Source organism: Pantoea eucrina, assembly GCF_020079945.1.
Classification (GTDB): Bacteria; Pseudomonadota; Gammaproteobacteria; order Enterobacterales; family Enterobacteriaceae; genus Pantoea; species Pantoea eucrina.
The window spans coordinates 1,136,780-1,157,597 of the sequence record NZ_CP083448.1; the positions used below are offsets into that span (position 1 = coordinate 1,136,780).

At 57.5% G+C, this 20,818-nt stretch carries 16 protein-coding genes; 7 read left to right on the forward strand and 9 right to left on the reverse strand.

Annotated features, from left to right (window positions below; translation table 11 throughout):
• Positions 1–10 precede the first annotated feature (10 nt).
• Both LAC65_RS05325 and LAC65_RS05330 read left to right on the forward strand, forming a co-directional pair.
• Complete coding sequence (locus LAC65_RS05325) at positions 11–331, forward strand: heavy metal-binding domain-containing protein (protein ID WP_039383506.1); 321 nt, start codon at positions 11–13, stop codon at positions 329–331.
• Positions 331–1,155: an N-acetylmuramoyl-L-alanine amidase gene (locus tag LAC65_RS05330; RefSeq protein ID WP_039383509.1), complete on the forward strand. Its 825-nt coding sequence runs from the start codon at positions 331–333 to the stop codon at positions 1,153–1,155. Before LAC65_RS05325 ends, LAC65_RS05330 begins: the two co-directional genes overlap by 1 nt.
• 3 nt (positions 1,156–1,158) lie before the next feature.
• Here LAC65_RS05330 and ltaE read toward each other — a convergent pair whose 3' ends face one another.
• From ltaE to LAC65_RS05345, 3 genes are all read right to left on the reverse strand, one after another.
• Positions 1,159–2,166: a low-specificity L-threonine aldolase gene (gene ltaE / locus LAC65_RS05335; protein WP_039383512.1), complete on the reverse strand. Its 1,008-nt coding sequence runs from the start codon at positions 2,164–2,166 to the stop codon at positions 1,159–1,161.
• 67 nt (positions 2,167–2,233) lie between these two features.
• Entirely contained in the window at positions 2,234–3,955 is a 1,722-nt protein-coding gene (gene poxB / locus LAC65_RS05340) for a ubiquinone-dependent pyruvate dehydrogenase (protein ID WP_039383515.1), read from the reverse strand.
• A gap of 113 nt (positions 3,956–4,068) precedes the next feature.
• Entirely contained in the window at positions 4,069–4,965 is an 897-nt protein-coding gene (locus tag LAC65_RS05345; RefSeq protein WP_039383517.1) for a LysO family transporter, read from the reverse strand.
• A gap of 141 nt (positions 4,966–5,106) precedes the next feature.
• Between LAC65_RS05345 and LAC65_RS05350 the strand changes: the two genes are divergently transcribed.
• On the forward strand, positions 5,107–6,735 hold the full coding sequence (locus LAC65_RS05350; RefSeq protein WP_224144845.1) for an ATP-dependent nuclease: 1,629 nt from the start codon (positions 5,107–5,109) through the stop codon (positions 6,733–6,735).
• Between the two features lie 77 nt (positions 6,736–6,812).
• Here the strand turns inward: LAC65_RS05350 and cspD are convergent, their stop codons facing one another.
• On the reverse strand, positions 6,813–7,034 hold the full coding sequence (gene cspD, locus LAC65_RS05355; protein WP_150017236.1) for a cold shock-like protein CspD: 222 nt from the start codon (positions 7,032–7,034) through the stop codon (positions 6,813–6,815).
• A gap of 323 nt (positions 7,035–7,357) precedes the next feature.
• Here cspD and clpS point away from each other — a divergent pair, with 323 nt between their 5' ends.
• Both clpS and clpA read left to right on the forward strand, forming a co-directional pair.
• The gene (clpS, locus tag LAC65_RS05360) at positions 7,358–7,678 is read left to right on the forward strand and encodes an ATP-dependent Clp protease adapter ClpS (protein WP_039385772.1); all 321 of its coding nucleotides are present in this window, start codon (positions 7,358–7,360) and stop codon (positions 7,676–7,678) included.
• A gap of 55 nt (positions 7,679–7,733) precedes the next feature.
• On the forward strand, positions 7,734–10,013 hold the full coding sequence (gene clpA, locus LAC65_RS05365; protein WP_039383524.1) for an ATP-dependent Clp protease ATP-binding subunit ClpA: 2,280 nt from the start codon (positions 7,734–7,736) through the stop codon (positions 10,011–10,013).
• Between the two features lie 89 nt (positions 10,014–10,102).
• Here the strand turns inward: clpA and infA are convergent, their stop codons facing one another.
• From infA to trxB, 5 genes are all read right to left on the reverse strand, one after another.
• Entirely contained in the window at positions 10,103–10,321 is a 219-nt protein-coding gene (gene infA / locus LAC65_RS05370) for a translation initiation factor IF-1 (protein WP_002211347.1), read from the reverse strand.
• Between the two features lie 346 nt (positions 10,322–10,667).
• Positions 10,668–11,360, reverse strand: a complete 693-nt coding sequence (aat, locus tag LAC65_RS05375; protein ID WP_039383526.1) for a leucyl/phenylalanyl-tRNA--protein transferase — start codon at positions 11,358–11,360, stop codon at positions 10,668–10,670.
• 32 nt (positions 11,361–11,392) lie between these two features.
• On the reverse strand, positions 11,393–13,108 hold the full coding sequence (gene cydC / locus LAC65_RS05380; RefSeq protein WP_039383529.1) for a heme ABC transporter ATP-binding protein/permease CydC: 1,716 nt from the start codon (positions 13,106–13,108) through the stop codon (positions 11,393–11,395).
• Complete coding sequence (gene cydD / locus LAC65_RS05385) at positions 13,096–14,877, reverse strand: heme ABC transporter permease/ATP-binding protein CydD (protein ID WP_039383531.1); 1,782 nt, start codon at positions 14,875–14,877, stop codon at positions 13,096–13,098. The genes cydC and cydD overlap by 13 nt, the downstream gene beginning before the upstream one ends.
• 143 nt (positions 14,878–15,020) lie before the next feature.
• Complete coding sequence (trxB, locus tag LAC65_RS05390) at positions 15,021–15,986, reverse strand: thioredoxin-disulfide reductase (RefSeq protein ID WP_039383533.1); 966 nt, start codon at positions 15,984–15,986, stop codon at positions 15,021–15,023.
• Between the two features lie 519 nt (positions 15,987–16,505).
• Between trxB and lrp the strand changes: the two genes are divergently transcribed.
• Both lrp and LAC65_RS05400 read left to right on the forward strand, forming a co-directional pair.
• Positions 16,506–17,000 carry a leucine-responsive transcriptional regulator Lrp gene (lrp, locus tag LAC65_RS05395; RefSeq protein WP_006118610.1) on the forward strand — a complete coding sequence of 165 codons (495 nt, stop codon included), beginning with the start codon at positions 16,506–16,508 and terminating at the stop codon, positions 16,998–17,000.
• A 119-nt stretch (positions 17,001–17,119) separates the two neighbouring features.
• Positions 17,120–20,698, forward strand: coding sequence for a DNA translocase FtsK (locus tag LAC65_RS05400; RefSeq protein ID WP_039383536.1), 3,579 nt, complete (start codon positions 17,120–17,122; stop codon positions 20,696–20,698).
• Positions 20,699–20,818: the final 120 nt, after the last annotated feature.

The following is a 20,818-nucleotide window of genomic DNA, read 5'->3' on the forward strand; positions in this document are numbered from 1 at the left end:
GGAGATAACCATGAAATTTTCGACGACACCAACTCTGGAAGGCCACAGCATTACTGAATACTGCGGCGTTGTGACCGGCGAGGCGATTTTGGGCGCCAATATTTTTCGCGATTTCTTCGCCGGTATCCGCGATATCGTAGGGGGCCGCTCAGGTGCCTATGAAAAAGAGCTGCGCAAGGCGCGGGAGATTGCGTTTAAGGAGCTGGGCGATCAGGCGAAAGCGCTGGGCGCTAACGCGGTAGTCGGTATCGATATCGATTACGAAACCGTGGGTAAAGACAGCAGTATGCTGATGGTCAGCGTCTCCGGCACCGCCGTTATCGTGCGCTAATGCGTTTACTGCTGGTTACAGCGATGGCGCTGCTGCTCAGCGCCTGTCACTCCTCAATGGAAGCGCGTCAGGGTTACTGGGCCGATACCACCCATCCGGCGCAGGGCGCGCGACCGCGCATTAAAGTTGTGGTGATCCACTACACTGCGGACGATTTCTCCTCTGCGCTGGCAACCCTGACCGATCGGCAGGTCAGTGCACACTACCTTATTCCGCGTCAGCCGCCACAGAAAGCGGGCAGGGGAGTAGTCTGGCAGCTGGTGCCGGAGCAGCAGCTTGCCTGGCATGCCGGACCCAGTTTCTGGCGCGGTGCTACCCGGATTAATGACACGTCCGTAGGGATTGAGATAGTCAATGCGGGCTATCAGCGTACGCTGACCGGGCTAACGTGGCAGCCTTATACAGCCGATCAAATCACCGTACTGGCGGCGCTGCTGCACGATCTGCAGCAGCGTTACGGTATTACGCCCGAAAACATAGTGGGCCACAGCGATATTGCGCCGCAGCGCAAGCAGGACCCCGGCCCGCTCTTTCCCTGGCAGCAGATGGCCGCGCAGGGAAGCGGCGCCTGGCCCGATTCGGCTGTCGTGGCACGCTATCTGGCGGGGCAATCTGCCAGCACCGTTGTGGATCCGCAGCCGCTACTGGCAGTGCTGCAGCAGTATGGCTATGACGTGGCGGGCGCGACAACGTCTGAGATGCAGCGCCGGCTGATTGCGGCCTTTCAGATGCACTTCCGTCCGCGCGACTACCGGGGCGTTGCTGACGCAGAGACGCTGGCAATAGCCCGGGCGCTGCTGGCACAGTATGGCGCGGCGCGCTAGCTGTCAGCCTGCTGACTGCAGAAACGCCTGCCAGCGTGCGATGACCTGCTGCAGATCGGCGCGGCACACATCCAGATGGGTCACCATGCGCGTCCGGGTGCCCACGCTGATAAGAATATCGGCGGCGTGCATCCAGCGCTGCAGCGCTTCTGTCTGCCCGGACGGAACCTGCACAAACAGCATGTTTGTCTGCTGGCTTATCACCTCCACACCCAGCGCGCGCAGCTGCTCTGCCAGCCACGCAGCGTTGTCATGATCCTCCTGCAGCCGGGTCACGTTGTGCTGCAGCGCATAGCGTCCGGCCGCCGCCAGAATGCCCGCCTGGCGCATACCGCCACCGGTCATTTTACGCCAGCGCCGCGCCTGCTCTATATAAGCGCTGTCGCCGCACAGCAGCGAGCCTACCGGCGTGCCCAGCCCCTTTGAAAGGCAGATAGTCAGCGTATCGCAGTAGCGTGCAATTTCTGCCAGCGTCACCCGCTGTGCCACCACGGCATTAAAGATACGTGCGCCGTCAATATGCAGCGCCAGCCCGCGTTCGCGAGTAAAGTGCCACGCCTGTTCCAGATAGCCGAGCGGCAGTACTCTGCCGTGATGGGTATTTTCCAGACTCAGCAGACGGGTACGGGCAAAATGAATATCGTCCGGCTTAATCGCAGCGGCCACGTCCGCCAGCGGCAGGGTGCCATCCTCCGCGGCAAGGATTGGCTGGGGCTGAATACTGCCCAGCACCGCTGCGCCCCCCGCTTCATATTTGTAGTTGTGCGCCTGCTGGCCAACGATATATTCATCGCCGCGCTGGCAGTGGCACAGCAGCGCCACCAGATTAGCCTGGGTGCCGGTAGGAAAGAACAGCGCGGCCTCTTTGCCGCTTATCGCCGCCGCTTCTGCTTCCAGTGCATTGACTGTGGGATCGTCACGATAGACGTCATCTCCGGTGGCGGCGTTCATCATGGCGTCCAGCATCGCCGCACTCGGGCGGGTTACGGTATCACTGCGCAAATCGATCACGTGGCTCTCCTGAAAGAAAAAGCGGGCTGTTCGCCCGCATTATCGCCTGTCCGGCAGGAGCTTTGTTTTACCGCAGCCAGTTGGTTTTCGCCAGCTCGGTGATCTCATTACCGCGTCCGTTAAGGATGGCGCGCAGCATATAGAGACTGAAGCCTTTTGCCTGCTCCGCTTTGATTTGCGGCGGCATCGACAGCTCCTCTTTAGCCGTATGCACATCCACCAGGACCGGACCATCATGCGCAAAAGCCTGTTCCAGCGCCGCATTGAGATCTGACGCTTTTTCAACCCGGATACCTTTGATACCGCAGGCGGCGGCAATCGCAGCAAAATCAGGATTTTCCAGGTCGGTGCCGTCAGTAAGATAACCGCCCGCTTTCATCTCCATTGCTACAAAGCCCAGCACGCTGTTGTTAAAAATCACCAGCTTCACCGGCAGTTTCAGCTGCGCTACCGAGATAAAGTCTCCCATCAGCATACTGAAGCCACCGTCGCCGCACAGCGCCACAACCTGACGTTCTCTGTCGATAGCCTGCGCACCCAGCGCCTGCGGCATCGCATTGGCCATAGAGCCGTGATTAAACGAGCCCAGCAGGCGCCGTTTGCCGTTCATCTGCAGATAGCGCGCAGCCCAGACGGTGGGCGTGCCGACATCGCAGGTAAAGATGGCGTCGTCAGCGGCGTAGCGGCTGATCTGCTGTGCCAGATACTGGGGGTGGATCGCCTGGTTATCGTTTGCGGTTGCCAGATCGTCAAGGCTCTTGCGGGCGTCAGCGTAGTGCTCCAGCGCACGATCGAGATGATGGCGATCGTCATGCACCTCAAGCTGCGGCAGCAGCGCCTGGATCGTGGCTTTGACGTCACCTACCAGCGGCATATCTACATGGCTGTGCGCCCCCAGGCTGCCGGGGTTGATATCAATCTGAATGATGCGTGCGCTGGCGGGGTAGAAGGCACGATAGGGAAATTTCGTGCCGAGCAGGATCAGGGTGTCGGCATTCATCATGGCGTGATAGCCGGAAGAGAAACCAATCAGCCCGGTCATGCCAACATCATACGGGTTGTCATATTCAATATGTTCTTTGCCACGCAGCGCATGCACTACCGGCGCCTTAAGCCGTTCTGCCAGGGCGACAACTTCAGCATGGGCACCGGCGCAGCCGCTGCCGCACATCAGCGTAATATTGCCCGCGCCGTTAAGCGTTTCCGCCAGAGTAGCGAGCTCCGCCGCGGCCGGCACGACCTGCGGCAGCTGCGGCGGATACCATTCGCTGCGTGCACTTTTCGGGGCGGGCTGCAGCGCCACGTCACCCGGCAGGACAATCACAGAGACCCCGCGGTTGAGGATCGCTTTGCGCATGGCGATGCCCAGGACCTGCGGCAGCTGCTCCGGATTAGAGACCAGCTCACAGTAGTGGCTGCATTCGCGAAACAGCTCCTGCGGATGCGTCTCCTGAAAATAGCCGCTGCCAATTTCGCTGGAAGGAATGTGCGCGGCAATCGCCAGGACCGGCACATTGTTACGATGGCAGTCAAACAGCCCGTTAATCAGGTGCAGGTTACCGGGACCACAGGAGCCGGCGCAGACCGCCAGCTCGCCGCTGATTTGCGCTTCTGCACCGGCGGCAAACGCGGCCACCTCTTCATGTCGCGTTGGCATCCATTCAATCGTACCCATGCGATTCAGGCTGTCACTCAGGCCGTTAAGCGAATCACCGGTTACGCCCCAGATACGTTTTACACCTGCGCTCTCCAGCGTTTGCGCCAGCAGGGCGGCCACAGTTTGTTTCATCATTTGCTCCTTTCTGATGAGGGGCCATCTATGCTGATGGCAAAAATATGTCAGTCAGAAAGCGTAGACGAAGCCGCTGCGCGCCAGCCGTGAAAAAGTGCGCTGCAGACCCGTCAGGCGGAAAAAAAGGCGATCAGCACCGGGGCCAGCAGGCTCATAATAAAGCCGTGTACGATGGCTGCAGGGACGATCTCCATGCCGCCGGCGCGCTGCAGAATCGGCAGGGTGAAATCCATGGAGGTGGCACCACTCAGGCCCAGCGTCATGCTGCGGTGCCGGGTAATAAGCAGCGGGATCAGCATAATTGTGATCAGCTCACGCAGCAGATCGTTAAAGAACGCTGCGCTACCGATAACCGGACCGAACGCGTCCGTCATCAGAATGCCGGAAAGCGAATACCAGCCAAAGCCGCTGGCCAGCGCGAGGCCGGTTTTTAGCGGTAATCCAAGGCAGACAGCGGCCAGCGCGCCTCCGGCCAGTGCGCCAGCCAGTGACACGGCCGCCACCAGCGCACCGCGCCGGTTAAGCGTAATCTGCCGCAGCGTCATGCCGCTGCTGCGCAGCTGAACGCCCACCAGAAACAGCATCAGGATCAGGGCATATTCGCTGACGGTGGCCGCATGGCGCAGTGGAGCCCACTGCGTCAGTCCGAGCAGAAACCCGCCCAGCACCGAGCCGCACAGCTTGAGTGAGTCCAGCGCCATCGCGAGACGCGACGGCAGCGCCTGCGCTTTATGCTGATGCCGCCACGGCAGACGCTGCTCAAGCAGCCAGAACGCCAGCAGCGAACAGGCGAGAACTGAGAGAGCAGAGATAAAAGCGGTGTAAAAAATGGTGAGCAAATTTGTGCTGAGATTATCAAGAAATGCCAGGCTTACGCCCATAAAAAACAGAATGATATAGACCAGCGCACTGAGCAGCCGCGCCACCGCGCGTAGCAGTGCCGGCTGCTGCAGATGCAGCAGATAACCGGCAATCAGCGGCAGCAGAATAATCATCAGACCATACATAGCGAACATCCGTCCGTGGGAAAAGGACGCCACGCTAATCAAAAAAGCGCACGCTGTAAATCACCGTCTGCCGATAATCTGCGCCTTGACCCATACGCCACCGTACATCATGCTCAGGCAACCTCTGTACAGGATAATCCTATGATTCTGGATCATATTGATATCAGCGGCTTTCGCGGCATTAACCAGCTCTCGCTGCCGCTTACAATGACGAATCTTCTGATAGGTGAAAACGCCTGGGGCAAGTCAAGCCTGCTGGACGCGTTCTCACTCATGCTGGATCCGGCCAGCGCGCACGCCACCCTCAGCGAAGAGGATTTCCATTTTCCCGCCGCGGCCCCCGCGGCACGCTGGCGCACGCTACAGATAGTGATACGCTTTCGCGCCCGTGAAGCAGAGGCGCAAAATGCCCTGCTGCAGCCTTTCTGGCAGCATGATGAGCAGGGGGCTTATCTGCGTTTCAGTCTGCGGGCTACCTGCAAAGCGGACGGCGTAAAAAGCAGCTGGCGTTTTATTGACGCGCGTAATCAGCTGCTGGCAGCGGAGTCTACGGCGGCGGCGATAAGCTGGCTGCGGCAGCACCATCCGGTGCTGCGTTTACGCGACGCGCGGTTCGGACAGCGCCATCGGACGCATGAACCGGGCGGCGAGGGCCGGGATCCGGGTCTGCAGGCGCTGCAGAGCGTGTTACAGCAGCTCAATCGCGCGGCTGGCGGCCGGGCGGTGAGCGATGAAGTGCTGCTGCAGGGCGTACAGACCATGCAGCAGCTGATGGCGCACTATTTCCTCGTTCAGCAACCCGGCGTCAGTCACCCGCGAATGGCACCAGAACTGCGCGACGGCAGCGCAGGCTGGCAGGCGCTGGATGCGCTTAACCGGCTGCTGGCGGGCACCAATGCAGAGCATCGTCGCGAGGTGCAGCTGCGGCTGCTGGCACTGCTGCCGGGCAGCAATGCGCTGCCAGACGGCGCACAGCCTGTTCTGCTGGTCGAAGATCCTGAAACCCGGCTGCACCCGATAATGCTTTCGGTTACCTGGAATTTACTGACGCTGCTGCCGCTGCAGCGGCTGGTTACCACTAATTCCGGTGAACTGGTTTCCCAGACGCCGCTGGAAAATCTCTGCCGTCTGGTGCGCGAAGCGAGCCGCGTAGCGGCATGGCGTATCGGCGAAGCGGGGCTGAGCGCAGAGGATCATCGCCGCATCGCGTTTCATATTCGCGTTAATCGACCCGCCGCGCTGTTTGCCCGCTGCTGGCTGCTGGTAGAGGGCGAGACGGAGGTGTGGATCGTCAACGAGCTGGCGCGACAGCAGGGCGATCATTTTGCCGCAGAAGGGATCCGGGTGATCGAGTTTGCCCAGGCTGGCCTGAAGCCGCTGCTGAAGTTTGCCCGGCGTATGGGAATTGCCTGGCACGTATTGACCGATGGCGATGAAGCAGGAAAGAAATATGCGGCGACCACCCGCAGCCAGCTGCTGGACCACGAAAAGGAAGAGGTGCACCTGACGCAGTTTCCGGCCGCTGATATTGAACACTTTCTCTATCAGCACGGATTCCGCGCGGTTTATCATCAGATGGCGCACCTGCCGTTAAACATTGCGATGACGCCACGGCGTATTATTACGCAGGCGATCCATCACAGCTCCAAGCCTGAGCTGGCCATTGCCGTGGCGCTGGCGGCCGGGGAGCGTGGCCCGCAGGCGATTCCGCCGCTGTTCAGAGAGCTTTTTAATCAGATAAAAATGCTGGCACAGCGACGTGCAGGATAGGATGAAAAGTAAAATGCCAGCGTTACCGGCTGGCATTTCAGGGGCGGAGTAGTCAGAATAACCGCGCGCTGCGCCGGTCAGGAAAGCAGCGACGCCTCACAGGGGACAATCAGACTGGCATGGTTGCCTTTTGGCCCTTCGTGAACATCAAACTGAACGTGCTGACCCGCTTTAAGCGTTCTGTAACCCTCCATCTGAATGGTGGAGTAGTGCGCAAAGATGTCATCGCCACCGCCAACCGGACAAATAAAGCCGAAGCCCTTGGCGTTGTTGAACCATTTAACAGTACCCGTCTCCATGCTTTTACTTCCCTCGCAAGACATTCTGATAAGTAGGTGAGGTCATCGCAGCTGTGAGTCGAGGTTGTTTAAAACTCAATCAGCTTGTGCATGTAGAATGTAGAGAAACGGACCTTATCGTCAAGCAATCGGCCCGGATGCATGGGCAGAAAATCACCAAAATTTGAGGCAGTTAACGCTATTGAGAATTTTGTGATACAGGTCGCGCATCTGCTTTTCGTACCGATAGCAGCGATAGCAAACCCGCCTTGACAGACGTGTTAAACTTCAGGTTAGTGCAGGCTAAAATGCATGACCGCAACGCAGAATTCCAATGGACGATTATGGCAAACACAAACGACTGGCTTAATTTTGAACACCTGGCCGAAGACAAAGTACGTGAAGGGTTAAAGCCGCCTTCAATGTATAAAGTCATCCTGAATAATGACGATTATACACCTATGGAATTTGTTATTGACGTTCTGCAAAAGTTCTTTTCTTATGATATTGAACGCGCCACGCAACTGATGCTGAAAGTTCACTATCATGGAAAGGCAGTCTGCGGTGTTTTCACCGCTGAAGTAGCAGAGACAAAAGCTGCGCAGGTGAACAACTATGCCAGAGAGAATCAACATCCTTTGCTGTGTACGCTGGAAAAAGCCTGAACCTGTCTCCATATAGGAAACAGGCAGTCAGAGCGATAATTGGGGGAGGTGCCAAATGCTCAATCAAGAACTGGAACTCAGTTTAAACATGGCTTTCGCCAGAGCGCGCGAGCACCGTCACGAGTTTATGACCGTCGAACATCTGTTACTGGCACTGCTCAGTAACCCGTCGGCCAGAGAGGCACTGGAAGCCTGTACGGTGGATATTGTGGCTCTGCGTCAGGAACTCGAAGCCTTCATCGAACAAACCACGCCGGTGCTGCCGGTCGGCGAAGCTGAGCGCGATACGCAACCTACGCTCAGCTTCCAGCGCGTGCTGCAGCGGGCGGTATTCCACGTTCAATCTTCCGGTCGCAGTGAAGTTGCAGGCGCCAATGTCCTGGTTGCCATTTTCAGCGAGCAGGAGTCGCAGGCGGCTTATCTGCTGCGCAAACATGAAATCAGCCGTCTCGATGTGGTGAATTTCATCTCTCACGGCACACGTAAAGATGAGCCCGGCCAGTCGCAGAATAACGCGGACAATCCGGTCAATGAAGAGCAGGCAGGCGGGGAGGAGCGTATGGAGAACTTCACCACCAATCTTAACCAGCTTGCTCGCGTTGGCGGTATCGACCCGCTTATCGGGCGTGAAAAAGAGCTGGAGCGCGCCGTGCAGGTGCTGTGCCGCCGGCGTAAAAACAATCCGCTGCTGGTGGGTGAATCGGGCGTAGGTAAAACCGCGATTGCTGAAGGGCTCGCCTGGCGTATTGTGCAGGGTGATGTACCTGAGGTGATGAAAGAGTGCACTATCTATTCACTGGATATCGGCTCTCTGCTGGCGGGCACCAAATATCGCGGCGATTTTGAAAAGCGCTTTAAAGCGCTGCTCAAACAGCTGGAGCAGGATAACAACAGCATCCTGTTTATTGATGAGATCCACACCATCATCGGTGCCGGTGCAGCATCGGGCGGGCAGGTGGATGCCGCTAACCTGATTAAGCCACTGCTCTCCAGCGGTAAAATCCGCGTGATGGGTTCCACAACCTATCAGGAGTTCAGCAATATTTTCGAGAAAGATCGCGCACTGGCGCGCCGCTTCCAGAAAATTGATATTACTGAGCCTTCGGTTGAAGAGACCGTGCAGATCCTCAACGGACTGAAGCCGAAATATGAAGCGCATCATGACGTGCGTTATACCGCGAAGGCGGTGCGTGCCGCGGTAGAGCTGGCGGTCAAATATATCAACGATCGTCATCTGCCGGATAAAGCCATTGACGTCATCGATGAAGCGGGCGCGCGGGCGCGTCTCGTGCCGGTGAGCAAGCGTAAGAAAACCGTTAACGTATCCGATATTGAATCGGTTGTGGCACGGATTGCACGTATACCGGAACAGAGCGTATCGGCCACCGATCGCGATACGCTGAAAAACCTGGGCGACCGCCTGAAAATGCTGGTATTTGGCCAGGATAATGCGATTGAGGCACTGACCGAAGCGATTAAAATGAGTCGCGCTGGCCTGGGTCAGGATCGCAAGCCGGTAGGCTCCTTCCTGTTCGCCGGTCCGACCGGGGTAGGTAAAACAGAAGTCACCGTGCAGCTGGCGAAAGCACTGGGTATCGAACTGCTGCGTTTTGATATGTCGGAATATATGGAGCGCCATACGGTCAGCCGTCTGATTGGCGCACCTCCTGGCTATGTGGGCTTTGACCAGGGCGGTCTGTTAACGGATGCGGTGATCAAGCATCCGCACGCTGTGGTGCTGCTGGATGAAATTGAGAAAGCGCACCCGGATGTCTTTAACCTGCTGCTGCAGGTTATGGATAACGGTATGCTGACCGACAACAACGGGCGCAAAGCGGACTTCCGTAACGTGGTGCTGGTTATGACCACTAACGCCGGCGTACGCGAAACCGAACGTAAGTCAATCGGCCTGATTCAGCAGGATAACAGTACGGATGCGATGGAAGAGATCAAAAAGATCTTTACGCCAGAGTTCCGCAACCGTCTCGACAACATTATCTGGTTCCGTCACCTCTCTGCTGAGGTCATCCATCAGGTAGTCGATAAGTTTATTGTTGAACTGCAGGCGCAGCTGGATGCGAAAGGCGTCTCACTGGAAGTGAGCGACGACGCGCGCGACTGGCTGGCAGAAAAAGGCTACGATAAGGCGATGGGCGCGCGTCCAATGGCGCGTACGGTTCAGGAAAGCCTGAAAAAACCGCTGGCTAATGAACTGCTGTTTGGTTCGCTGGTGGATGGTGGCTCAGTGTCAGTGGCGCTGGATAAAGAAAAAAACCAGCTTACCTACCACTTCCTGAGCGCAGAGAAGCGCAAAACGGAAGGTACTGTGCACTAACGCCAGGGCAATAAAACAAAAGGCCGGATAATTATCCGGCCTTTTTTTTGCGGCTGGAAACTTAACCAGCCCGCGACGTGTGCAGCAGCTTAGCGACTGCGGAAGACAATGCGGCCTTTGCTCAGGTCGTACGGGGTCAACTCTACAGTGACTTTGTCACCCGTCAGGATGCGGATATAGTTTTTGCGCATTTTACCGGAGATATGAGCGGTAACCACGTGCCCGTTTTCAAGCTCTACGCGGAACATGGTGTTAGGTAACGTATCCAGTACGGTACCCTGCATTTCAATATTGTCTTCTTTGGCCATCGAATCCTCTGGGTGAACTACCAAACTGTTGAACCGGCAAGATAATGCCGAATTCCATGATTTATGTAAAGAAACGTTGGCTGTTTTTGCCAACGCTTCGCCGTGCGTCGCGCTGTCGCGCGTGCAGTACGGATAAATTCGGGTGTTGTTGACGTCTGCGGGGGATTAGCGGGCTAAGAATCTGCAGCAACCGGCCCGGCAGGGGCGGATGAAACAGTTTCAGGAAACAGGTGAGATTCCCAGCCTGGCAATTCCGGATCGCCACAGCGAAGCGCGGACGACATACCAAACTCGCTTATTGTATCACTTTTATGTGGATTTGTGTGCAAAACATCTGCGGACAGGGCTAAAAAAGGGTCTGTGTCTGCCAGCACCCTTCAGCAACCGGCTGCCACGCCAGCTTTTTTAGCTCCTGCAGATAGTCAGCGCGTGGAATTTCCGTTGCGCCAAGCGATGCCGTATGGGGATTGAGCACCTGACAATCGATAAGCCTGCCCTGATGAGCCCGGAAGTGTTGCGAAAATACCCACAGCGCGGTTTTCGAGGCGTTTTCCTGTCGGCTGAACATCGATTCTCCGCAGAACATCTGGCCGAGCGCCAGACCGTACATACCCCCGACCAGGCTGTTTTTATGCCACACTTCAATAGAGTGCGCATGCCCCAGTTCATACAGGCGCAGCCAGGCGCGCTTGACCTCAAAGGTGATCCAGGTTCCCTCCTGACGTCCGGTCGCGCAGCCTTCAAGTACTTGTGCAAAGGCGTGGTTCATGGTCACGCGATAGGGAGAGCGACGGTGAAAACGCGCCATGCTCCGGCTGAGATGAAAGGCGTCTGGCATCAGCACGGCCCGCGGATCGGGTGACCACCAGAGAATCGGATCGCCGGGCGAAAACCAGGGGAAAATACCGTGCTGGTAGGCATTAATCAGACGTGCAGGCGAAAGATCGCCGCCCATAGCCAGCAAACCGTTTGGTTCGCGCAGCGCCATTTCCGGCGGCGGGAAGTGCAGTGAATCACGTGAAAGTTGTACCAGTCTCATGGCATCAGCTACTCAGAAGCGTCATCTCCAGACTATAACGCAAAGCGCTGACGGAAACGCCAGTAGCGACCCGCTTTTGAGATTAATTCGTCATGAGAACCTGATTCCACAATGGCGCCCTGATCCATTACGCAGATGCGATCCATCTTCTCCAGACCCTGCAGGCGATGTGTCACCACAATCAGCGTCTTACCCTTGCTGACCCGCAGCAGTAATTGCAGAATCTGCTGCTCGGTCGTGGCGTCCAGCCCTTCAGTGGGTTCATCCAGTAGCCAGAGATCGCCATTGTGCAGCAGGGCGCGGGCGATGGCCAGGCGCCGCAGTTCGCCGCCGGAAAGGGGTCTGCCGCCTTCACCCATCCAGCTATCCAGTCCGTCAGGCTGTTCAGCCAGAAAGCCGAGCCCGGCCTGCGCCAGAGCGGCAGTCAGCTCACTGTCACTGGCCGTGGGAAGCGCCAGTAAGAGGTTGTCCCGCAGCGTCTGGCTGAAAAGATGCACGCGCTGCGTCACCACGCTGATACGCTGCCGCAGACTGATCTCATCCCACTGTGCGAGCGGAGTGTCATTAAGCTGAATACTCCCGGCGGTGGCCTCCCGGCTGCGGGTGATAAGCGCCAGCAGGCTCGATTTACCGCAGCCGGTCGGACCGAGCAGAGCGATACGTTCGCCTTGCCGCAGCTGCAGTGAAAAATGCGCTAATACCGGCTCCGGGCGCTGCGGATAGCTAAATGAAACGTTATCCAGCGTGAGGCTAATACCCGGCGCCGTATCCTGCATGGCTGACGGAAAATGGATGGCAGGCGGCTGGTCGATAATCTCCTGCACGCGCCGTGCAGCGCTGCTGACCTGCGCCAGCGGCAGAAAAGCGCCGGCAACCGGTGCCAGCGCTTCAAACGCTGCCAGGCCACAGAACAGAAACAGCGCAATCGTTGCGCCCCCGACAGAAGCAACTGACACCCACAGCAGCAGCGTTACGGTCAGACCGGCTATCAGCAGCAGCAGGCTCTGCGCAAACGCCTGCAGGTGATGCTGCTGTTGCTGCGCGTGCTGCCACTGCTGCTCTGTGCTGTCCAGCCGCTGACGCCAGGCCGTTGCTGCACCATAGATTTTTAGCTCAGCCTGAGCCATGAGCCAGCCGGCAAGCTGCAGCCGCCAGCTCGCCTGAGAACGGGCGATACGCGCGCCGGAAGCCTGACCAAAATAGCAGAAGAGGGCGGGCAGCAGCAGCAGGGTCAGCAGCATGCTGCCGCCTAAGAGCAGCGCCAGAGGCAGGCTGAGCAGAGAGAGACTGCAGGTTACGACGATAATGACCACTGCCGCACCGGCCAGGGGCGAAATAATACGCAGGTAGAGATGATCGAGCGTATCGACATCGCTGACAAAACGATTTAACAACTCGCCGTGACGAAAGCGCGACAGCTGCTCTGGTGCCAGCGCCATCAGGCGGCTGAAGGTGTAGACACGCAGATGCTGCAGCACCCGGAAAGTGGCGTCATGACTGACAAGACGCTCAAAATAACGCGCGGCGGTGCGTATAATCGCGGCACCGCGCACGCCTGCCGCCGGCAGCATATAGTTGAAGGTATAGAGTCCGGCCAGCCCTGCCAGTGAGGAGGCAGCCAGAAACCAGCCCGAGAGCGTAAGCAGGCTCACACTGGCAAGCAGGGTGAGGATAGCCAGCGCGATCCCCAATCCCAGGCGCCAGGGGTGCTGCCGGAACAGACGCAGAAAAGGCATTAATGAGCACACAGTGGAACCTCCTGCTGACGTTGCCGTATCATCTCCTGCAGCAGCCCGGGCTCACTGCTGAGCTGCTGCCAGCTTCCCTGCTGTACCAGCGCACCCTGCTGCATGACCCACACTTCATCCCACTGCGCCAGATCGTGCAGCTGGTGCGTAATCATTAACGTCGTCTGCTGCCGAGCTGCCTGGTTAAGCGCCTGCATGACGTGGTATTCACTGGTGCTGTCCAGGCCTGAACCCGGTTCATCCAGCAGCAGCAGTTTTGCCGGCTTCAGCAGCGCGCGGGCAACCGCAATCCGCTGTGCCTGACCAACGGAAAGCCCGACACCGTCCTCGCCAGTCGGCGTATCCAGTCCCAGCGGCAGGCTCGCCAGAAATGCGCTTACGCCAGCCTGGACTAATACAGCCTGTAGTCTGCTCTCCTCAACGGGGCGATCCGGCATCAGGTTATCGCGCAGCGTTTGTGCAGGCAGCTGCGGATTCTGTCCCACCCAGGCAAGTTGCCGCTGCCATCCTGCACGATCGATATGACGCAGATCCACGCCATTGGCCCGCAGCACGCCCTGCCAGGGCAGAAAACCGAGCAGCGCGTTCATCAGCACGGTTTTGCCTGCGCCGCTTTCACCGACCAGCGCGACCCGGCAGCCTGCGCGCAGGGTAAAATTAAGCGGCTGCGTCAGCGCGTGGCCGCCAGGACTCATTACCACCAGATTCTCTGCGGTCAGCATCAGGGGAGCCTCGTCACACCACGGGCGAACCGGCTCCTGTGGCCGGGCGTCGGGGGTCGCCTGCAGGAATGTTTCCAGCGCATCTGCTGCGCCTGCCGCCTGCGCTTTGGCGTGATAAAAGGTACCCAGATCGCGCAGTGGCTGGAAAAACTCCGGCGCAAGGATTAGCGCGAGAAAGCCGGCAAACAGCGTTATGCCGGTACCGTAATGGCCAAAATCAAATTCGCCAAGGTAAGAAAAGCCAAAATAGACGGCGACAACGGCAATCGCCAGCGAGGCGAAAAATTCCAGCACCGCCGACGAGAGAAAAGCGAGGCGCAGTACTTCCATTGTCCGCTGCCGAAAGCTATCGGTGCTGGCGGCAATAGCCTGTTTCTCAGCCGCTGCACGGTGAAACAGCCGCAGCGTGTCGCGTCCGCGCAGACGATCGTAAAAATCGCCGCTCAGGCGCGATAGCGCAAGAAAGTTACGCCGGCTGGCATCCGCTGCGCCCATGCCCACCAGCGCCATAAACAGCGGGATCAGCGGAGCCGTGACCAGCAGAATCAGCCCTGCAGCCCAGTTAACGGGAAACACAGCTACCAAAATTGCGCAGGGAATAGCAACCGCCAGCGTCATCTGTGGCAGATAACGCGCATAATATTCCTGCAGCTGTTCAATCTGCTCAAGCAGCAGCGTTGACCAGCTGCCGGCAGGTCTGCCCTGTATCCAGGCCGGTCCGAGCGCATCGATGCGATCAAGCAGCTGGCGCCGCAGCGCCCGCCGGATGGCGAGACCGGCGCGGAAGCCTGCCATCTCCCGGCCATAGTTAAAGCCGGCACGCAATAGAAAACAGAACAGCAACAGCAGAAACTGAGTGACCAGCGACGAGCGGGGCCGATCGGAGACGACCAGCTGCTGCAGTAGCGTAGCCATCAGCCACGCCTGGGCGATAAGGACGAGTGCGGAGGCAAAGCCGCATAGCGCAGCCAGCCGCAGGGCGGTAGCGCCGGAAGCTCGCTGCTGCCGTAACCAGCTCAGCAGGCGCTTTTGCCGTGATCTATTCATACTGTCGTCTGCTCTTCTGAAACAAAGCGAAAACCGGATAAAGTATCCGGTTATTGCGGTCGGCAGCACTTTAGCACGCGGTACATAAAAAAGGCGACCTGAACAGGCCGCCTCACTATGATTATGATCAGGTTATTAACACATTACCGATCGGTTTTAACCAGACCATCCAGATAGCGCTCTGCATCCAGCGCTGCCATACAGCCGGTACCGGCAGAGGTGATCGCCTGACGATAAGTGTGATCCATCACATCGCCTGCGGCAAAGACGCCCGGAATACTGGTCTGCGTGGCGTTACCGTGCAGGCCGGACTGCACCTTAATATAGCCATTCTCCAGCGCGAGCTGGCCCTCAAAAATGGCGGTGTTTGGACTGTGGCCAATGGCGACAAACAGGCCTGCGACCTCAAGCGATTCTGCAGGCTCACCGTTAGTTGCCAGCAGCTTCACGCCGGTCACACCCATTTGGTCACCGGTCACTTCTTCCAGCGTGCGATGCGTATGCAGCACAATATTGCCGCTGCGCACTTTTTCCATCAGCCGGTCGATCAGAATCTTCTCTGCGCGGAAGGTGTCGCGGCGGTGGATCAGGTGTACCTCAGACGCGATGTTGGCAAGGTACAGCGCCTCTTCAACAGCAGTATTGCCTCCACCGATCACCGCAACTTTCTGGTTGCGATAGAAAAACCCGTCGCAGGTCGCACAGGCAGAGACGCCACGGCCCTTAAATGCCTCTTCAGAAGGCAGACCCAGATAGCGTGCAGATGCACCCGTCGCAATAATCAGGGCGTCCGCCGTATATTCACCGCTGTCACCGGTCAGACGAAAAGGGCGCTGCTGCAGGTCAACGGTATGAATATGATCGAACAGAATTTCGGTGTTGAATTTTTCGGCATGCGCATGCATACGCTCCATCAGCGACGGCCCGGTCAGGTCATGCGGGTCGCCTGGCCAGTTTTCAACTTCGGTGGTCGTCGTAAGCTGGCCGCCCTTTTCCAGACCGGTAACCAGAACCGGATTCAGGTTAGCGCGTGCCGCATAAACTGCAGCGGTATAACCGGCTGGGCCTGAGCCCAGAATAAGCAGTTTGCTGTGTTTGGCCGTACTCATGCATTCCTCAGTGTGTTTCTGACAACAGTGATTTTGATTGTAGGGAAATTAGGACAGCAAAAAAAGCTTTGCACCATTTTGTTAGCAATTGCTGCAAGCGGCGTAGACGATGAAACGCATCTTTGCTGCAGCGTTGCGCTAAAAGAGTGCATTCTGAGTAAATAAAAGGCATCACCACCCTGAAAATATCATTTAAAAACAGGGCTCCAGCACGGTATCTGGCATCTTGTACTGAATTTAGATGTTTTACTTTGACAATCGCCTGCGCATTTGCGAAAACATTGGAAGAAGCAGAGAGTCTCTGGCGGTTCAGAACGGTAATTCATTGCTGTTTTGCGCGGTGGCGTCAGAAAATCTCAGCCTGACATTGGTAATGACGCATGATGTGGACAGACAGCATGCGTCATACGGATGGTGCGCGACTGCACAGGCTTATGGTCTTCAATCAGTAAGGCCCTGAAATACGCATTTTTCAGGGTTGTGGCAGGCATAGGGAAGGAATTAAGAGAGACAATAATAATGGTAGACAATAAAAAGCGCCCCGGAAAAGATCTGGATCGTATCGACAGAAATATCCTGAATGAACTGCAAAAAGATGGCCGTATCTCCAATGTTGAGCTTTCCAAGCGCGTAGGCCTTTCGCCAACGCCATGCCTTGAGCGTGTTCGCCGTCTGGAGCGACAGGGCTTTATCCTTGGCTACACCGCTCAGCTCAACCCGCACTACCTTGATGCATCTCTGCTGGTGTTTGTTGAGATTACTCTGAATCGCGGTGCCCCTGACGTGTTTGAGCAATTTAACGCCGCAGTGCAAAAACTTGAGGAAACTCAAGAGTGTCACCTCGTTTCCGGTGACTTTGACTATCTGCTGAAAACCCGCGTGCCTGATATGTCTGCCTATCGTAAACTGCTGGGAGAAACCTTGCTGCGCCTGCCAGGCGTAAACGACACCCGTACCTATGTCGTGATGGAAGAGGTGAAACAGAGTAACCGGCTGGTTATTAAAACCCGCTAACGCAGGGAAGGTGCAAAGCGTGCAGGATTTAGGTACACTCCTGTGAATTCATACAGGACCAGCGTCGGGCTCTTCCGGCGCTGTTGCCTTCTTATTTTACAGGCACCTGGAGAGTTCTCTTGAGCCAGGAATACACAGAAGATAAAGATGTTTCGTTACAATCGCTGAGCAGTGGACGTCGTCTGCTCGAGGCGTTGCTCATCCTTGTAGCCTTGTTCGCCATCTATCTGATGGTGTCACTGGTCAGTTTTAACCCTTCCGATCCCAGCTGGTCTCAGACCGCATGGCATGAACCTATCCACAATATCGGGGGTAGCCCAGGCGCCTGGCTGGCAGATACTTTGCTGTTTATCTTTGGCGTGATGGCCTATGCCATTCCACCCGTTATTCTGGGACTGTGCTGGATCACTTTCCGGCAGCGCGATCGGCAGGATTATATCGACTATTTTGCCGTTGGATTGCGTCTGATAGGCGTGCTGGCACTGGTGGTGACCACCTGCGGACTGGCTGCGCTGAACGTTGATGATATCTGGTACTTTGCCTCAGGCGGGGTGATCGGCAGTCTGGTCAGTAATGCCATGGCGCCGTGGCTGCATGGTGCAACCGGCACGCTGACGCTGCTCTGTATCTGGGCCGCAGGTATCACGCTCTATACCGGCTGGTCATGGCTCGCTATCGCTGAAAAAATCGGGAGCGTGGTAATGGGCGTGCTGACTTTTGCCAGCAACCGCTCTCGTCATGACGATCGCTGGGAAGAGGATGAGTATGAAGAGGAAGCGGATGTCCCATTGCGTCCGGTTGTAGCGTCTCAGGCTGCGGACGAAGAAGATGTTCTGCTGGCTGCGCCGCGCGCGCCTGCGCCTGCACTCTCTGCTGAGCTGGCCAGCGAACCGCTGCTGGCCAAAGCGTCCAGCGCAACCGCTGCGGCGCTTTCTGCAGTCAGTGAAGCTGCCCGTCAGGCACCGCCCGCTTCGGCTGCCGTAGCAGAACCTGCACTGACAGCGGAGCCGGCAGTTACGCAGGCTGCGGCTGCCGTACCGCAACCGGTCACATCTACACAGGCTGCCGTGCCGCAACCGGTTACATCTCAACCGGTTGTGACCGCCACGCCAGCACCGCAGACGCCACCGCTTTATCATTTTGAACTGCCGGCAGAGCCTGTCGCGTCGCCTGCTGCACCGGATGAAGAGGGTCCGCGCATGGGTGACTGGCAAAGTGCCGATCGCTTCTCTGCTGCCGCCCCTGCATTCACGGCCGCCGCGGCCACAGGTGCTGCTACCGCTGCCGTACAGCGTGCGGAAGCGTCGCTGTCGCCTGTTTTTGACATTGTGCCTGAGCGCGATCGCAACCCGCAGGTAAAACAGGGGATTGGTCCGGAGCTGCCGCGTCCTAACAAAGTTAAACTGCCCACCCGACGTGAACTCGCTTCTTATGGAATCAAACTGCCTTCACAGCGTATGGCAGAGGAGAAAGCGCGCGAAGAAGCAGAGCAGCAACAGCCCGACGTGAGTGCCACGCTGCATCAGCCGCAGTATGAGGAAGAGGCTACGCTTCAGGAAGCGCAGCTGCGTGATGCATTCCAGTCACAGCAGCAGCAGCGCTATGGTGAAAGCTGGGAGTCGCATACTGAAGAGGACGATCAGGAAGCGCAGCATCAGGCGCAGCTGGCGAGCCAGTTTGCGGCGCAGCAGCAGCAGCGCTACAGCGCACCGCAGGAAGAAAAAGCGCCGGTGTTTAATCTGGATACCTCAGCTGCTTTTGACTTCTCGCCGATGAAAGATCTGGTTGATGATACGCCGAGTGAACCGCTGTTTACTATTGCGGCAATGCCGGAGCCTGAAGCGCAGTGGCAGCAGCCAGCTTCACCGGCAGCAGAACCAGACGCACAGTGGCAGCAGCCAGCCGCACCGGCAGCAGAACCAGACGCACAGTGGCAGCAGCCAGCCGCACCGGCAGCCGAACCAGCCGCGCAGTGGCAGCAGCCAGCCGCACCGGCAGCGGAACCAGCCGCAGAGTGGCAGCAGCCAGCTGCACCTGCTGTGGAACCAGCCGCGCAGTGGCAGCAGCCAGCCGCACCGGCAGCAGAACCAGCCGCAGAGTGGCAGCAGCCAGCTGCACCGGCAGCAGAGCCTGCCGCAGCACCGGCCGTACCGGCGCAGGATAGTCTGTTTCATCCTTTCCTGGTGCGTCATGAACGACCGCTGGAAAAACCGTCCACGCCGCTTCCGGTACTTGAGCTGCTGACGGCTCCTCCGGAAGAAGAAGAGCCGGTGGATATGTTTGCTCTGGAACAGACGGCGCGCCTGGTAGAAGCGCGTCTGGCTGACTACCGGGTAAAAGCGGAAGTGGTAGGGATCTCTCCGGGTCCGGTGATCACCCGCTTTGAGCTCGATCTGGCGCCGGGCGTTAAAGCGGCGAGGATCTCAAACCTTTCCCGCGATCTGGCGCGTTCACTATCAGCCGTGGCAGTGCGTGTGGTAGAGGTGATCCCCGGTAAACCTTACGTTGGACTTGAGCTGCCGAACAAACATCGTCAGACGGTCTATCTGCGTGAAGTGCTGGATTGCGATAAGTTCCGCGATAATCCTTCTCCTTTGTCAGTGGTGCTGGGTAAAGATATCTCCGGACAGCCTGTTGTCGCCGATCTGGCAAAAATGCCACACCTGCTGGTTGCCGGTACCACCGGTTCCGGTAAGTCGGTTGGCGTTAACACCATGATCATCAGTATGCTCTATAAAGCGACCCCGGAAGAGGTGCGCTTTATCATGATCGACCCGAAAATGCTTGAGCTGTCAGTTTATGAAGGGATCCCGCACCTGCTTACCGAGGTGGTCACCGACATGAAAGACGCTGCTAACGCGCTGCGCTGGAGCGTGGTGGAGATGGAGCGTCGCTACAAACTGATGTCTGCGCTGGGCGTACGTAACCTCGCCGGTTATAACGAAAAAATTGAGCAGGCTGCGGCGATGGGCCGTCCGATTCCCGATCCGTTCTGGAAGCCGGGTGACAGCATGGACATGACGCCGCCCGTACTCGAGAAGCTGCCCTATATCGTTGTGCTGGTGGATGAGTTTGCCGACCTGATGATGGCGGTGGGTAAAAAGGTAGAAGAGCTGATAGCGCGTCTGGCGCAGAAAGCGCGTGCTGCCGGTATTCACCTGGTGCTGGCAACCCAGCGTCCGTCGGTTGACGTGATTACCGGTCTGATTAAAGCCAACATTCCTACGCGTATCGCTTTTACGGTATCAAGTAAGATTGACTCGCGTACCATCCTCGATCAGGGCGGCGCAGAATCGCTGCTGGGAATGGGTGATATGCTCTATATGCCACCTAACTCCTCAATGCCGGTACGCGTGCACGGCGCATTCGTGCGCGATCAGGAAGTTCATGCTGTCGTGCAGGACTGGAAAGCGCGCGGACGCCCGCAGTATATCGACAGCATCACCGCGGGCGAGGAGAGCGAAGGCGGCGCAGGCGGGATGGATGGTGATGAAGAGCTCGATCCGCTATTCGATCAGGCCGTCTCCTTTGTGGTTGAGAAACGTCGCGCCTCTATCTCTGGTGTACAGCGTCAGTTCCGTATCGGCTATAACCGTGCGGCACGTATCATTGAGCAGATGGAAGCGCAGGGGATTGTTTCTGAGCCGGGCCATAACGGTAACCGCGAGGTGCTTTCGCCGCCGCCACATGAAATGTAACGCCGGCTGACAGCACAACTTTCCTGATGGGCCAGTTAACAACTGGCCCATTGTTTATCTGTTGCGCAATCCCCATATCTTTGGGACCTTTCGGCTTTTTCTTCTGTCGAAGAGACAATA